The following is a 14,507-nucleotide window of genomic DNA, read 5'->3' as shown; positions in this document are numbered from 1 at the left end:
ATAATAAAAGATAAAATGATAACAGTTTCAGAAAATGCAAAACAACACGCGCTACGATTAATCGCAAACGAAAACAGTCCTGAAGGAACTTTTATTCGCGTAGGTGTTGACGGTGGTGGTTGTTCCGGTCTTACTTATAAACTGGCCTTCGATAATATTATTACGGAAACCGATAAGATTTTTGAAGACAAAGGAGTAAAAATTGCCGTTGACAAAAAAAGCTTTTTGTACTTGATAGGAACAGAGCTTGATTATGAGGGAGGACTAAACGGAAAAGGATTTGTATTTGTCAATCCAAATGCAAGTAGAACATGCGGTTGTGGAGAATCGTTTGGAGTATAAAAAAGGTTACTTGTTTTTGAGAACGATAAACGCTCCAACGATAAAAAAATAGAAAAAAAAATGGCAATTATAATAACAGATGAATGCATTAATTGTGGCGCTTGTGAACCCGAATGTCCTAATAATGCGATCTACGAAGGTGGAGATGAATGGCGTTTTTCTGACGGAACTTCAATAAAGGGAATATTCACTTCAAAAAGCGGATTGACCGCCGATGCTAATGAACCGCAAGAACCAGTCTCGAATGATGTTTATTACATAGTTGCTGATAAATGCACAGAGTGTGTTGGTTTTCATGATGAGCCACAATGTGCCGCAGTTTGTCCTGTTGACTGTTGTGTGGATGATGATAATTGGCGCGAAAGCGAACAAGAATTATTTGCCAAAAAAGACAGTTTGCATTTAATAATTTAATTAAAATGATTTTTGGAATTCGGATTTACCAATGAACAAAATAACAATAGTAAAACTTAAATAGTATGAACGAGGTTTTAGAACAAAAACTCAGCACGGAATACAAATACGGGTTTGTTACCGATTTTGAAGCTGACAACGCACCGAAAGGATTGAATGAAGATATTATTCGTTTTATTTCTGCAAAGAAGGACGAACCCGAATGGATGTTAGATTACAGATTGGAGGCATACCGTCATTGGTTAACAATGGAGGAGCCAGACTGGGCCCATGTTTCTTACCAAAAACCAGATTTTCAAGATATCATATATTACTCGGCTCCAAAGCCAAAAAAAGTATTAAACAGTCTAGACGAAGTGGATCCTGAATTGTTAAAAACATTTCAAAAACTTGGTATTTCAATTCTCGAACAAGAACGATTAACAGGAGTAGAAAACAGAATAGCACTAGATATTATTGTTGACAGTGTTTCGGTATCAACAACGTACAAAGCAACATTGGCAGAAAAAGGAATTATTTTTTGTTCGTTTGGCGAAGCAATTCAAGACCATCCAGAATTGGTACAAAAATACATGAGCTCTGTCATTCCGTACACCGATAATTTTTATGCAGCACTGAATTCCGCGGTTTTTACGGATGGTACTTTTTGTTATATTCCAAAAGGAGTTCGTTGTCCGATGGAACTTTCTACTTATTTCAGAATAGAAGCGGCTGGAACTGGTCAGTTTGAACGCACCTTAATTATTGCTGATGAAGATTCGTATGTGAGTTACCTCGAAGGCTGTACGGCACCAATGCGTGATGAAAATCAATTGCATGCCGCAGTGGTAGAACTTGTAGCACATAAAAATGCGCAGATAAAATACAGCACCGTACAAAACTGGTATCCCGGAGATAAAGACGGTAAGGGAGGAATTTTTAACTTTGTTACTAAACGTGGTATTTGTTTAGAAGAAAATTCTAAAATCTCTTGGACTCAGGTAGAAACAGGATCTGCAATTACTTGGAAATATCCATCAGTTATTTTAAAAGGGGACAATTCAATAGGTGAATTTTATTCTGTTGCCCTTACAAATAATTATCAGCAAGCAGATACGGGTACAAAAATGATCCATATTGGTAAAAACACTAAAAGCACCATAATATCCAAAGGAATTTCAGCAGGTTACAGCAACAACAGTTACAGAGGATTGGTACGAATTGGAAAAGGCGCCGAAAATGCTCGAAATTTTTCGCAATGTGATAGTTTATTAATGAGTGATCAGTGCGGTGCACATACTTTTCCATACATCGAAATAAAAAACAACACTGCCATTGTTGAGCATGAGGCAACAACTTCAAAAATTGGTGAAGACCAATTATTTTACTGCAAGCAACGTGGTATTGACAATGAAAAAGCAATTGGCTTGATTGTAAACGGTTATTGCAAAGACGTATTAAGTCAACTGCCGATGGAGTTTGCCGTTGAAGCACAAAAGTTACTGGAAGTTTCCTTGGAAGGCTCAGTAGGTTAAAAAGGAAATATTAATCTTTTAAAACCTATACATTTTAACTTAAAAATAATAAAAACATGTTATCAATTAAAAATCTACACGCGTCAATTGACGGGAAAGAAATACTAAGAGGAATTAATTTAGAAATAAAAGCTGGAGAAGTACATGCTATTATGGGACCAAATGGTTCCGGAAAAAGCACCTTATCAGCAGTACTCGCTGGACGTCCAGAATATGAAGTTACAGCAGGTGAAATAATTTATAACGGAAAAAATCTGTTGGAACTTGCAGCTGAAGACAGAGCCAGAGAAGGGATATTTCTTGCTTTCCAATATCCCATTGAAATTCCGGGAGTAAGTAATATCAATTTTTTAAAAACAGCCATTGGCGAAATTCGTGCTTACAAAGGTTTGGAACCAATGGAAGCAAAAGATTTTTTAAAATTGTTGAAAGAAAAACAAGCCTTAGTTGAGATAGACAGAGCACTTATCAGTCGCTCTATAAACGAAGGTTTTAGCGGTGGTGAAAAAAAACGAAATGAAATATTTCAAATGGCAATGCTGGAACCAAAATTAGCAATACTTGATGAAACCGACAGTGGGCTTGATATCGATGCGTTACGAATTGTTGCCAACGGAGTAAATAAATTAAAATCGAAAGCGAACGCAACCATTGTGATCACACACTATCAAAGGTTGTTGGATTATATTATCCCTGATGTAGTCCACGTATTATACAATGGAAAAATTGTAAAATCGGGGTCAAAAGAATTGGCTTTAGAGCTAGAAGAAAAAGGATATGATTTTATAAAAGAAGTAGAAGAAATAGAAGCTTAATTTAGTACAAAATGGAAACAGCTAATAAGACAGGTACGATAAAAGATAAATTGATTTTTGAATTTGAGACATCAAAATTATTTTTATTCGGTGATACTCAGCTTCGTGATCAGTCTATGGAAAGCTTTTATAAACAAGGCATTCCAGACCGAAAGCATGAAGAATATAAATATACTCCTATAGCTTCAATGTTGAAAGGAGAATTTAATTTCTCAACAACTAAAAACTGTAGCGATGAGCAAATTGAAGAACTGAAATTTTTGAAAGGAGCGTATGTTGTAATTATTGAAAACGGCATTTTAGTGGAAGGATTGTCCAATTTAGAACATCTTCCAAAAGGGTTAACAATATGTAGTTTAGTCGATGCATCAAAAAGCAGTTCGCCAGTTTTTGAAAAACATTACTCACAATATGCAGATGTAAATGCCGACCCATTTATTGCATTAAATACGGCTATGACTAAAGATGGCGTATTTATACATATTGAAAAAAATGTAATAATTGAAAAACCCATTCACATTATTCATATTGCAACAGCATTCGAAAATACGATAATTCATCCACGTAATTTAATCGTGATTGATGAAAATGCTCAAGTAAAAATAGTAGAATCCTATCAAACAGTTGATTCTAAAGCAAAAATATTCAATAATGCATTAACAGAAATTGTAGTAGATAAGCATGCAATTGTTGATCATTATAAAATTCAAGATGAAAATGACGATTTCGGATATTTGTTGAATACTACGCAAGTAATTCAAAAAAAACAAAGTGTATTTTCTACGCATACCTTTACGTTGAGTGGCGCATTAGTTCGCAATAATTTGACTATCGTTTTAGATGACGAACATATTGAATCGCATTTAAACGGATTGTATATAACTAATGGGAAACAAATAGTTGATAATCATACCGTGGTAGATCACCGAAAGCCAAATTGCAATAGCAACGAGTTGTACAAAGGGATTATTGACGGAAAGTCAACCGCTACTTTTAATGGAAAAATATTTGTTAGAAAAGATGCGCAAAAAACAAATGCATTTCAATCCAATAAAAATATTTTATTAAGCGAAGACGGAACAATCAATACAAAACCCCAATTAGAAATTTATGCCGATGATGTAAAATGTTCGCATGGGACATCTACGGGCAAATTAGATCAAGAAAAAATATTTTACCTACAAGCACGAGGCATAGGTATAACCAATGCTAAAAAATTATTGATGCACGCATTTGCTTCTGAAGTTGTAAATACTGTAAAAATTGAGGCTTTGCGTGAATACATTGAAGCAAAAATTGCTAAAACATTTGAATAATAAAAATGGCTTAATAGTAGTAAAGAGGCTGAATTGCAACTAGGATTTATGTAAAATCCAAATCCAACCTCCCGCGGCGGCGGGCAGGAGCAAAAAATATAAATGATGAACAAAAAAGATTCAAATAGCGCTGTCTCTTCCACTTTAGCGAGCGATGGAGTGGGGATAATTAATAAAGTAGCATTAAGCGGCATTATAACCATCGACTTGGAAACGTATTATTCCCCGGGCGAGCGTGTAGTATTTGATATAAAAGAACAGTTGTTTCAAGGTTTAATTTTAAAGGAAAAAGACTTTCGGGAATTTGTTAAAAACGAAGATTGGAGTAAATACACTGACAAGTATGTTGCACTTATTTGCTCTGCCGATGCTGTAGTTCCAAGTTGGGCCTACATGTTGTTAGTAATACACCTAGAGCCTTTTGTAAAAAGGGTTGTGTTTGGAGATTTAGAAACGCTCGAAACCATTTTGTATAACGAAATACTTAACAAACTTAATCTCGATGAATATAAAGATGCCCGTATTGTGATAAAAGGTTGCGGTCATCTGCCGGTTCCTACAGCAGCTTATGTGGAAATCACTAGGCTTCTACGCCCAGTTGCAAAAAGTATCATGTATGGTGAAGCTTGTTCTATGGTTCCTTTATACAAACAACCCAAACAAATTTAAATTTGGAAAACGACTAAATATTCTATTCTGCAAGAGGAACAGAATAGCCAACTGTACAATCCAAAAGAGCATAAACGACTTTATAAATCTTTAAATCAGAGGAATTAAAATTGGAATATTATGAAAACAAAAGAAATAAAAAAGATAAGCGAAATAATTATTGATAATCGTCCCAAAATTAAAATACAATTGGATTATAAAACAATAATAACCGTAAGAAGCATGGGGCTTTCGAAATATGGAAAGACAAGTATCCTGAAGCAAAAATTATTAATTAATGCACATTGGGTGTATTTAATAATTTAACAAAGAACTAGTTTACATTTTTCTATGAAAAATGGTTAGGCATAATTTTTTAAAATAAAATGGAGACAATAAAAAAATTGAGTATTGATTTAAAACACATAGCAACACTTTCCGGCCATAGCGGCTGTGTATATGCAATGGATAAAGGCAAATCTGAACATACTGTTTTTACGGGCGGCAGCGACAGGTTTATTGCGCTTTGGAATTTAGAAACCTTGCAGGCCGAAAAATTTACAACTTCTTTGCCATCTCCTATTTATACAATTTGCCATATTCCTGAAAAAAATATAGTACTGGCGGGAACAACCACCGGAAGTATTCACATAATTGATTTAGAGAAAAAAGAAGAAATTAAAATACTGCAACACCATCTGGCGCCCGTTTTCGATATAAAATATTCATTAGAAACCAATTGTTTTTATACTGCTGGTGGCGATGGTAATTTTGCCGTTTGCTCACTCGATACTTTGTCGTTAATAAAAATGAAAAAATTATCACACGAGAAAGTACGCAGCATTGATTTTAATTATATCACTTCCGAAATAGCGGTTGCCTTGGGTGATTGCTATATTCTTGTATTTGATCTGCATACCCTGGAATATAAAAAAGATTTTATTGCGCACAAACTTGCATCAAATGTCGTGCGATATAGCCCAGATGGCAAATTCCTTTTGGCAGGAGGAAGAGATGCTCATTTAAACATTTGGCAAGTAGAAAATTATGAATTAGTACAGTCAATTGCGGCACACAATTGGGCAATTTACGACATTGTATTTAGTCCAGACGCTACCTTATTTGCCACTGCCAGCCGTGATAAAACCATCAAAATTTGGGATTCAAAAACGTTTCAATTGCTACAACGCATCACAAAAGAAAATTTTGATGCTCATACCCATTCGGTAAACAAATTAATTTGGACTACCTATAATAATTATTTGGTTTCTGTAGGGGATGATAAAATGGTTATGGTAAGAGAAGTAACTAGTGTTTAAAAGAAAAGTTAAAAAAATAGAAGGAGGCAAAAAATGGATATTACAAAAGAACAAGTTTTAGAAGCTTTAAAAAATGTAGAAGACCCTGATTTAAAAAAAGATTTGGTAACTCTGGGGATGATAAAGGATTTAGAAGTAGAGGGTAAAAATGTAAGTTTTACTGTCGTATTGACCACTCCGGCCTGCCCAATGAAAGAACTGATTCATAAAGCTTGTGTAAATTCTATTTTGCATTTTATAGATGAAGAAGCGACTGTAAATGTCAAAATGACATCCGATGTTACCTCCAGTAACGGCAATGGTCCTTTATTGCCAAAAGTCAAAAATATTATTGGAGTTGCATCTGGTAAAGGTGGTGTAGGGAAATCAACAGTTGCTTCTAACCTAGCTTTGGCTTTGGTGAAACTAGGCGCATCAGTTGGTTTGGTAGATGCCGATATTTATGGTCCTTCGCAAACCATTATGTTTGATGTCATGGATGCAAAGCCAATAAGTAAGGAAATTAACGGCGTAAATAAAATGATTCCAATAGAAAGTTTTGGTGTCAAATTATTGTCAATTGGATTTTTTGTAGATACTTCCCAAGCCCTAGTTTGGCGTGGACCAATGGCATCAAAAGCGGTTGTCCAAATGTTTCAGGAAGCAGATTGGGGAGAATTGGATTATATGATTATTGATTTACCTCCCGGAACCGGCGACATTCATTTATCATTGGTTGGTGCCGTTCCTTTGAACGGAGTGGTGATTGTAAGTACACCTCAATTTGTGGCTTTGGCTGATGCCAAAAAAGGAGTTGGCATGTTTCAATTACCTTCAATAAATGTTCCCGTTTTAGGTATTGTAGAAAATATGGCTTATTTCAGTCCGCCCGACGAGCCTGAAAAACGCTATTATATTTTTGGTAAAGACGGCGCAAAAAAACTTGCGGAAGAATTAGAAGTTCCGTTATTGGGCGAAATACCATTGGTGCAAAGTATTTGTGAATCGGGGGATTTAGGTCGGCCAGCTGTACTTCAGGAAAACACACCGCAAGCGATTGCTTACATGGAAATGGCACGTAAGGTAGCGCAGCAAGTATCGATACAAAATGCAAAAGTTCCACTGGTTAAAGTGGCGGAAATTAAATGGTAAAAACAATTAAATGACGATTTTTATCAATCAATATTCTAATTAAAGGACTTACAAAACATAACTTTAATTCCGTTTTTAATCTAGAGTCTAGTGAATGTTCTATAATTACGATTATAAATTAAAATTTCACAGAGTTAAAGAAGGTCTCCACAAAATCTTCAATTTCATTTTAAAATAAAAATAAAACACTATGTATCCAGAACAATTAGTAATGCCAATGAAGGAAGAACTTACCAATGTTGGTTTTGAAGATCTTCGTAACGCTGAACAAGTAGATGCTGCCATTAACTCAAAAGGCACAGTCTTGGTAGTTGTCAATTCAGTTTGCGGATGCGCTGCTGGTGCCGCTCGACCTGGAGTAAAACTTTCATTGGACGCGAATAAACGCCCTGACCGAATTACAACTGTATTTGCAGGTTTTGATACCGAAGCCACTGCACAAGCACGCAAACATTTTTTTCCTTATCCTCCTTCATCGCCTTGTGTAGGCTTGTTCAAAGACGGAGAATTAGTTCATTTTGTAGAACGTCATCATATTGAAGGAAGATCCAAAGATTTGATTGCCGAAAACCTAAAGGCCGCTTATGAGGCGTTCTGTTAATCAACAAAAAATCAGCTACTAATATAAAGCGATGATTATAGACAAATTGCTTCCTGATTTTGAATGTAAAACCGTTTATTAATGCTTACAATAGACAAAAATAAAGTTATAGCTGACTAATCATTTATAAAATGAACAGATGTATTAACTTGGTTTGTTTCAATGTTTATGATTTTAATGCTCGTTTTTAGTGTTAGAAACAAGTTGATTATATTCATAAATTTGGCATCAAATTATTTTAAAATAGACTTTTAAACGCTATTATACGTCCACCAAAAAAATAAAGAAATGAATAGTAGGATTGCACAATTACAAGAATTTTTAGAGGAGGATAGCAACGACTCTTTTCTAAAATATGCTTTAGCATTGGAATATGTTTTGGTTAAAGAAAATGACTTGGCGCGAGATTGCTTTTTAAAATTGATTAACGATGATATAAATTATTTAGCGAGTTATTATCAATTAGGAAAATTATATGAGTCGCTAGATGAAGTGGAGAAAGCGATAGAAATTTATAGAAAAGGAATTGAGATTGCCAAAAAAACGGACAATAAAAAAACGCAATTAGAATTACAAGAAGCTTGTAATGCGCTGTTAGGAATTGATGAAGATGGATTTTTATGATTTGCATGTTTTATATAAAACAGACATTTCAAATTTTTACACACCCTCGAAAGAGAATTAATATAGGTTAATATGGAAAATTATTCAACAGAAGGTTCTTTTGTACCAAGTAAAACTACAAGTACCGACTCAAATTATACCTATGGTCGAAGCCAATCAGATGTATTCAACTGGCTATCTAATATTATTATACCAGGTGATGATAAAGTTTACAATATTATAGAGATTAAATTCAAAGGATCCCGTAAGGAATTCTATTTGAATGATCAAAATATAGATTTAAAAAACGGAGAATTAGTTGTTGTCGAGGGTAATATAGGTGGATATGATATTGGACAAGTTTCCTTAACAGGTGAACTAGTGCATTTACAGCTTAGGAAGAAAAAGGTGCATAAGGAAGATATCTTTAAAAAAATCCATCGGAAAGCCACACCCTACGATGCAAATAAATGGAAGGTTGCCAAAGAGAGTGAATTACCAACGATGTTAAAAGCACGTTCTATAGCTAGAGAGCTCGGAATATCTATGAAACTGACCGATGTAGATTATCAGGGCGATAAATCTAAAGCTACATTTTATTACACCGCCGAAGGACGTGTGGATTTTCGCGAGTTAATAAAACATCTTTCGGAAGCATTTCACATACGCATTGAGATGCGACAAATTGGGTCACGAGAGGAAGCAAATCGTATTGGCGATATTGGTCCTTGTGGAAGCTATATGTGTTGCCAAACTTGGTCAACTAATTTTAAAACCGATTCTCCTTGGGTATCTCTTCACAAAAAAAATTCTTTATATAAGCGACAAGGAGATAAATTTGAATGCTATATCATTGATGAAAGTGAAGATAACCAACAACTTAAATCAGATGCTTGCAGCGATGAATCGCACACGCGCAAAAAATCTGCAGTTCCTAAGCCTTTGTCTTATGTAAATGTTGTAGGTCAGGATAGTATAACTCGTTTTGATAATAAAGAAAGTGAGCTTAAAAAAAACAATCTTAAAAATAAGAAACGCAAACCGTTATAATAAGTTAAAATTAAACAACCATGTCAGAACATAAAGTTGCTATAAGTTGGAAAAATGATTCAGCTGATTTCTCGTATAAAAATTATGATCGAACTCACAGCTGGAAATTTGGAGGCGGTAATGTTCTTACAGCCTCTGCTGCACCAGAATATCTTGGCAAAAAAGAATTTGTAAACCCCGAAGAAGCTTTTGCTGCCTCATTAGCAAGCTGCCACATGCTTACTTTTCTTGCACTTGCATCAATGAAAAAATACACCATATTATTTTATGAAGATAATGCTGTAGCTATTTTGGAAAAAAATGAATTATCAAGAATGGCTATAACAAAACTTTATCTTAGGCCAAAAATAACTTTTACAGGAGATAACATTCCGGATGAAACTACAATAAATGAAATACACCATCGTGCGCACATGGAATGTTTTATTGCAAACTCGGTTTTAACGGAAATAATTATTGAGCCGGTATTTTAATAAAGTATAAATTGTCAATAGGACTTTGCAACTCATCTGCCAGTCAAATTTTAACAAAGATGTTTTTTATTGTATAGTTTCACTATCTGTTTTCCATCATAAAATTTGAGGGAGCTTATTCCTAATTATTAGTGATTTCCAAATCGAAATTTGGAAATCACAAAATGTAAACTCAAATAAAAAAGATAAAATTATATCTATGTTAGAGAGAGTGAGCGGGGTAAAGAATTAAGAATTACTAAACTGCAAATTGCTTAAATTTTTATAGATTCCATTTTCTAAAGCAATTAATTCCTGATGTGTTCCTTGCTCTGTAATTTTTCCATTATCCAAAACTAAAATTTGATCAGCACTTCGTATAGTTGAGAGTCTGTGCGCTATAATAATACTTGTTCTTCCTTGCATCAAAATTTCTAACGCTTCTTGAACTAATTTTTCACTTTCACTATCTAGAGAAGAAGTTGCTTCATCTAAAATTAAAATACTTGGATTCTTGAGTAATGCCCTTGCAATTGCAATACGTTGCCTTTGTCCACCAGATAATTTAATTCCTCTTTCGCCCACGAGCGTTTCAAATTTTTCAGGAAAACTTTCGATGAAAGTAAAAGCATTAGCTTGTTTTGCTGCTAAAAGAATTTCCTCATCTGATGCATCCGGTTTTCCGTACGCAATATTCTCTTTAATCGTTCCACCAAACAAAATTACATCTTGAGGAACGATACTCATGTTTCCGCGAAGTTGTTCCAAATCAAAATCGTAAATGTTTTTTCCATCAACTAATATTTCTCCGCTATCAACATTATAAAAACGCAATAGTAATGAAGCAATTGTTGATTTTCCTGTCCCACTTGGTCCAACAATAGCGATCTTTTGACCAAATTTAGCTGTGAAATTAACGTCTTTTAAAACTTTGATCTCTTTACGGGATGGGTAACTAAATTTTACATTCTTGAAAGTTACATCCCCTTTTATTTTTTGAGTCGCTGCATTTTGAACTGAATTAATTTTTTCTGGCGATTCATCTAGTAATTCAAATACACGCTCTGTGGCTCCAATTGCCTTTTGGATTTGGGCATAAAGCTCAGCAATTCCGCCAAACGAGGCCCCAACAAAAGTAGAGTACAGTACAAATGAAATCAATTGTCCAACGCTCATTTCGCCACTAATACTTAAACGAACGCCAAACCACACAACAGCGACAATGGCACCAAAGAGACAGAATATAATAAAGGACGCAAAATACCCTCTATATTTTCCTCCTTTTATAGCAATGGCAACGACTTCTTTAATTTTACCATTGTAACGTGCAATTTCATACCATTCATTGGCGAAAGCCTTAACAATGGAGATTCCTTGCATTGTTTCTTCAACAATAACTTGGCTTTCAGCAACTTTATCTTGAACACTTTTGGAATATTTTCTAATAAACCTACCGAAAATTACTGCTGCAACGGCAACTAGTGGCACAACAGATAACATCAAGAGTGTTAATTTGATACTTTCATTTGCCAATAAAAAAACGCCTCCAATAATTAAAATAAATTGCCTTAAAAACTCAGCAATTGTCGAGGTCAATGTATCTTGAATTTGAGTTATATCAGAACTAATGCGGCTATTTAATTCTCCAACTCGTTTTTGCGAAAAGAAAGACATCGGAAGTTTTACCAAATTACTGTATAAAGCCAATCTCAGGTTTGCTAACGTATGCTCGGTAAAATTTACAAATAAATAGAGTCTGAAAAAAGAAAAGATGGATTGCATAAATAATATGACAACTAAACCAAGCGCAATATAATTAGCCTGAGACATATCTCTATTTTTTACACAATCTATAAGCATTCCCATCAATTTAGGAAAGGCTAGGGCAGTCGCACCGGTAAAGAGTAGAAAAACTAAACCAACATAAAATTTCCATTTATGATTGCCTGCATACTTAAAAATAATTAGTGCTTTATTGAGAGAAGTAGCTGTAATTTTTGATTTGGGTAAATCATTTTCTTTGAATCTTGCCATCATTTATTATTTATGCGGCAAAGGTAAGACTATAGCAAGTCAATACAAAAAAATCATATCGATTAGTCCCTTATTTAAAATGCTGTAAAAGAGTGGAAAAGAAAATTAATGCCTATTTTTTATAATTTATTTCTAAAAAGTGCTTGCGAATACCATTTGTAACTGTATATTTGCACCAGAAATAACGGTAACGAAAATTGCTAAAGCACTTTAGGGCGATTAGCTCAGCTGGTTCAGAGCACCTCGTTTACACCGAGGGGGTCGGGGGTTCGAACCCCTCATCGCCCACAAAACTTCTCAAGAAATTGAGGAGTTTTTTTTTGCTAAAATTGGAAATTTTTCGATAGGAGCTATAAAAGTATTTTTTACTTAAAAAATTAAGTACAAAAAAACCATCTCAAAAAATGATGAGACGGTTCGTTTTATAAAAGATTGGTAAAGAGAATTTGTATATTGATCAGACTCGACAGATACTCTTTATTTTTGAAAACATATAATCTTTGATCTTGGTAATAATGATGCTATTTACTTTTGCGGTAATTCACGTGTCAACCATCCACTCTTACCAGCCGTTGCAATTGCGTACGGTGAAATCCAAAATAATCCAAATGTGAATAGAATGCTATAAGCGTAAGCCCACAATGATTCTGACGCACTATATCTTTTAGCATAGAAAAGTACTGGAAAACTTGAAATTATCAATATTCCTAAAAGCGTACTGCTTAAAAATAATAGGGGATGTACCACAATAAAATACAACATGAATAATAGAAATGGGTAAGTCATAGCCAATGTTAAGAATTGGTTTGCAAACAATAATCTTGTTCCTACTTTAGACTCTTTTTTGAAATTTGTAAAAACATATTTTGCCATAGCTAGATTTTCACGAACATTGCTTCGTCCCCAACGAATAAACATTTTGTACAATCCTTGATACTTTTCTGGTACATCAGTAAGCACAATTGCATTTCGTTGAAAAAGTACTTTTTTTCCTTGTTTTAAAATCATGTTGGTCATTGCTCGGTCTTCGCCAATATCAGAGGCGGCACCCATAAAAGTTTGATTAATCCACTCTGGAAGACATTTAAAAACAGCTGAGCTTCTATACGCGGCTAAGGCTCCAGGAGTACATAAGACACTACCCAATTGACTTTCAACTGATCTTACGAATTCAAAACTCATAACAAAACTTACGTTAAGCATTTTTGGTAAGATCGCATTTTTGTTATTTAAAACACGAACATTTCCAGCTACAGCTCCACACTTTTGGTCTGTTACAAAAGGACTAACTAAATTTCGCAATGTATTGGATTTAATAATTGAATCGCTATCAATGGTCACAAATATTTCACCTGTTCCCAAATTAAATCCACGATACAATGCATGTCTTTTGCCTTTATTTTCTGGTTGTTGAAGAACTACTATTTGATCTCCTAATTGTTCTTTCGCTTTTTTCATCCAAGACCAAGTATCATCTTTACTACCATCGTCAATTGCTAAAATTTGTAATTTATGTTTTGGAAAATCGCTATTGGCGATGCTCATTAACGTTTGAAAAACTAAATTTCCTTCATTGTATGCAGGTACAATCACAGTACAAGTTGGCAATAAATCATCCGTTACAGATTCGATAACTTTGTATTGGAAGTATAAATAAATATTATACAATAAAAACGAAATTTTAAATAATAATAAAACTATTGTGATTGCTAGAAAAGTAAATCCAACAGGCGAATTCATCCTACTTTCATTAAATGCGGAAAAATCAGGTTGAAAAAAGTACACTGTTGAAGCACCTAATAGCAGTAATAGCATTGTTGCTGTTAAAACGATTCGGTTTTTCAGTTTACTTCGAGAATCTTTAGAAATAAGTGTGTCATTTTGTTCTTGACTATTGAATAAAATGTTTGTGGGTATTAGAGTTTGTGTTTTCATATTAAATACAAAAGTTTGGAAATATTTAAAAACACTTATCCAATTGTTGTTCCAAAAGTAATAGACGCTGTGAACCATGGAGTTAGCAAGTACAGAGATTTTTAAGATTGAGTAATAATTACCCAATACGATCTCACTTACCCAATTTTATTGGCATTTTGGCAAATGGTTTTATAACTAATACATCATCTTTTATTATCAATTTTAAAATAGAAAAAGTTTTTCAATATTTAATTTTTTGTGCCGTGTGTTAAGTGCTTTTAAAATCTTAAAGTTGCTTTTATATGCAAAAACGCCTCAAATTTTTGAGGCGTTTTTAAAATAGTAGTTGAA

At 34.1% G+C, this 14,507-nt stretch carries 15 protein-coding genes and 1 tRNA gene; 14 read left to right on the top strand and 2 right to left on the bottom strand.

The features are described from left to right. Positions 1-15: 15 nt before the first annotated feature. From BUB42_RS07165 to BUB42_RS07105, 13 genes are all read left to right on the top strand, one after another. Positions 16-342: a HesB/IscA family protein gene (locus tag BUB42_RS07165; RefSeq protein WP_073018644.1), complete on the top strand. Its 327-nt coding sequence runs from the start codon at positions 16-18 to the stop codon at positions 340-342. A 60-nt stretch (positions 343-402) separates the two neighbouring features. After that, positions 403-756, top strand: a complete 354-nt coding sequence (locus tag BUB42_RS07160; RefSeq protein ID WP_073018642.1) for a 4Fe-4S binding protein — start codon at positions 403-405, stop codon at positions 754-756. 65 nt (positions 757-821) lie between these two features. Continuing rightward, positions 822-2,270, top strand: a complete 1,449-nt coding sequence (sufB, locus tag BUB42_RS07155) for a Fe-S cluster assembly protein SufB (RefSeq protein WP_073018640.1) — start codon at positions 822-824, stop codon at positions 2,268-2,270. A gap of 56 nt (positions 2,271-2,326) precedes the next feature. Further along, the gene (sufC, locus tag BUB42_RS07150; RefSeq protein ID WP_073018638.1) at positions 2,327-3,085 is read left to right on the top strand and encodes a Fe-S cluster assembly ATPase SufC; all 759 of its coding nucleotides are present in this window, start codon (positions 2,327-2,329) and stop codon (positions 3,083-3,085) included. Between the two features lie 11 nt (positions 3,086-3,096). Continuing rightward, entirely contained in the window at positions 3,097-4,401 is a 1,305-nt protein-coding gene (sufD, locus tag BUB42_RS07145) for a Fe-S cluster assembly protein SufD (protein ID WP_073018636.1), read from the top strand. Positions 4,402-4,506: 105 nt separating this feature from the next. Further along, positions 4,507-5,070: a DUF2480 family protein gene (locus BUB42_RS07140; protein WP_073018793.1), complete on the top strand. Its 564-nt coding sequence runs from the start codon at positions 4,507-4,509 to the stop codon at positions 5,068-5,070. Between the two features lie 120 nt (positions 5,071-5,190). Continuing rightward, entirely contained in the window at positions 5,191-5,376 is a 186-nt protein-coding gene (locus tag BUB42_RS07135) for a hypothetical protein (RefSeq protein WP_073018634.1), read from the top strand. 59 nt (positions 5,377-5,435) lie between these two features. Next, positions 5,436-6,368: a WD40 repeat domain-containing protein gene (locus BUB42_RS07130; protein WP_073018633.1), complete on the top strand. Its 933-nt coding sequence runs from the start codon at positions 5,436-5,438 to the stop codon at positions 6,366-6,368. A gap of 33 nt (positions 6,369-6,401) precedes the next feature. Continuing rightward, positions 6,402-7,499, top strand: coding sequence for an Mrp/NBP35 family ATP-binding protein (locus tag BUB42_RS07125; protein ID WP_073018631.1), 1,098 nt, complete (start codon positions 6,402-6,404; stop codon positions 7,497-7,499). Between the two features lie 190 nt (positions 7,500-7,689). Next, positions 7,690-8,100: a BrxA/BrxB family bacilliredoxin gene (locus BUB42_RS07120; protein ID WP_073018629.1), complete on the top strand. Its 411-nt coding sequence runs from the start codon at positions 7,690-7,692 to the stop codon at positions 8,098-8,100. Between the two features lie 288 nt (positions 8,101-8,388). Continuing rightward, the gene (locus BUB42_RS07115; protein WP_073018627.1) at positions 8,389-8,724 is read left to right on the top strand and encodes a hypothetical protein; all 336 of its coding nucleotides are present in this window, start codon (positions 8,389-8,391) and stop codon (positions 8,722-8,724) included. 72 nt (positions 8,725-8,796) lie between these two features. After that, positions 8,797-9,753, top strand: coding sequence for a PSP1 domain-containing protein (locus BUB42_RS07110; protein WP_073018625.1), 957 nt, complete (start codon positions 8,797-8,799; stop codon positions 9,751-9,753). 20 nt (positions 9,754-9,773) lie between these two features. Further along, entirely contained in the window at positions 9,774-10,226 is a 453-nt protein-coding gene (locus tag BUB42_RS07105) for an OsmC family protein (protein ID WP_073018623.1), read from the top strand. A 228-nt stretch (positions 10,227-10,454) separates the two neighbouring features. Here the strand turns inward: BUB42_RS07105 and BUB42_RS07100 are convergent, their stop codons facing one another. Further along, positions 10,455-12,239, bottom strand: a complete 1,785-nt coding sequence (locus BUB42_RS07100) for an ABC transporter ATP-binding protein (protein ID WP_073018622.1) — start codon at positions 12,237-12,239, stop codon at positions 10,455-10,457. 213 nt (positions 12,240-12,452) lie between these two features. Here BUB42_RS07100 and BUB42_RS07095 point away from each other — a divergent pair. Next, positions 12,453-12,527: transfer RNA gene (locus tag BUB42_RS07095), tRNA-Val, on the top strand. Positions 12,528-12,764: 237 nt separating this feature from the next. Here BUB42_RS07095 and BUB42_RS07090 read toward each other — a convergent pair. Beyond that, positions 12,765-14,174, bottom strand: a complete 1,410-nt coding sequence (locus BUB42_RS07090; protein WP_073018620.1) for a glycosyltransferase family 2 protein — start codon at positions 14,172-14,174, stop codon at positions 12,765-12,767. Between the last annotated feature and the right edge of the window lie 333 nt (positions 14,175-14,507).

The organism is Flavobacterium micromati (assembly GCF_900129585.1).
Classification (GTDB): Bacteria; Bacteroidota; Bacteroidia; order Flavobacteriales; family Flavobacteriaceae; genus Flavobacterium; species Flavobacterium micromati.
Note: the sequence above shows the minus strand (reverse complement) of the source record. Positions and strands in the feature narration are given on the sequence as shown.

Excerpts from the sequence above, each read along its gene's own strand:
- BUB42_RS07130 (WP_073018633.1), top strand. The coding sequence starts at position 5,436 with ATGGAGACAATAAAAAAATTGAGTATTGATTTAAAACACATAGCAACA.
- BUB42_RS07115 (WP_073018627.1), top strand. The coding sequence starts at position 8,389 with ATGAATAGTAGGATTGCACAATTACAAGAATTTTTAGAGGAGGATAGC.
- BUB42_RS07100 (WP_073018622.1), bottom strand. The coding sequence starts at position 12,239 with ATGGCAAGATTCAAAGAAAATGATTTACCCAAATCAAAAATTACAGCT.
- sufB (WP_073018640.1), top strand. The coding sequence starts at position 822 with ATGAACGAGGTTTTAGAACAAAAACTCAGCACGGAATACAAATACGGG.
- BUB42_RS07120 (WP_073018629.1), top strand. The coding sequence starts at position 7,690 with ATGTATCCAGAACAATTAGTAATGCCAATGAAGGAAGAACTTACCAAT.
- BUB42_RS07160 (WP_073018642.1), top strand. The coding sequence starts at position 403 with ATGGCAATTATAATAACAGATGAATGCATTAATTGTGGCGCTTGTGAA.
- BUB42_RS07125 (WP_073018631.1), top strand. The coding sequence starts at position 6,402 with ATGGATATTACAAAAGAACAAGTTTTAGAAGCTTTAAAAAATGTAGAA.
- BUB42_RS07090 (WP_073018620.1), bottom strand. The coding sequence starts at position 14,174 with ATGAAAACACAAACTCTAATACCCACAAACATTTTATTCAATAGTCAA.
- BUB42_RS07165 (WP_073018644.1), top strand. The coding sequence starts at position 16 with ATGATAACAGTTTCAGAAAATGCAAAACAACACGCGCTACGATTAATC.
- BUB42_RS07105 (WP_073018623.1), top strand. The coding sequence starts at position 9,774 with ATGTCAGAACATAAAGTTGCTATAAGTTGGAAAAATGATTCAGCTGAT.
- sufC (WP_073018638.1), top strand. The coding sequence starts at position 2,327 with ATGTTATCAATTAAAAATCTACACGCGTCAATTGACGGGAAAGAAATA.
- BUB42_RS07140 (WP_073018793.1), top strand. The coding sequence starts at position 4,507 with ATGAACAAAAAAGATTCAAATAGCGCTGTCTCTTCCACTTTAGCGAGC.
- BUB42_RS07135 (WP_073018634.1), top strand. The coding sequence starts at position 5,191 with ATGAAAACAAAAGAAATAAAAAAGATAAGCGAAATAATTATTGATAAT.
- sufD (WP_073018636.1), top strand. The coding sequence starts at position 3,097 with ATGGAAACAGCTAATAAGACAGGTACGATAAAAGATAAATTGATTTTT.
- BUB42_RS07110 (WP_073018625.1), top strand. The coding sequence starts at position 8,797 with ATGGAAAATTATTCAACAGAAGGTTCTTTTGTACCAAGTAAAACTACA.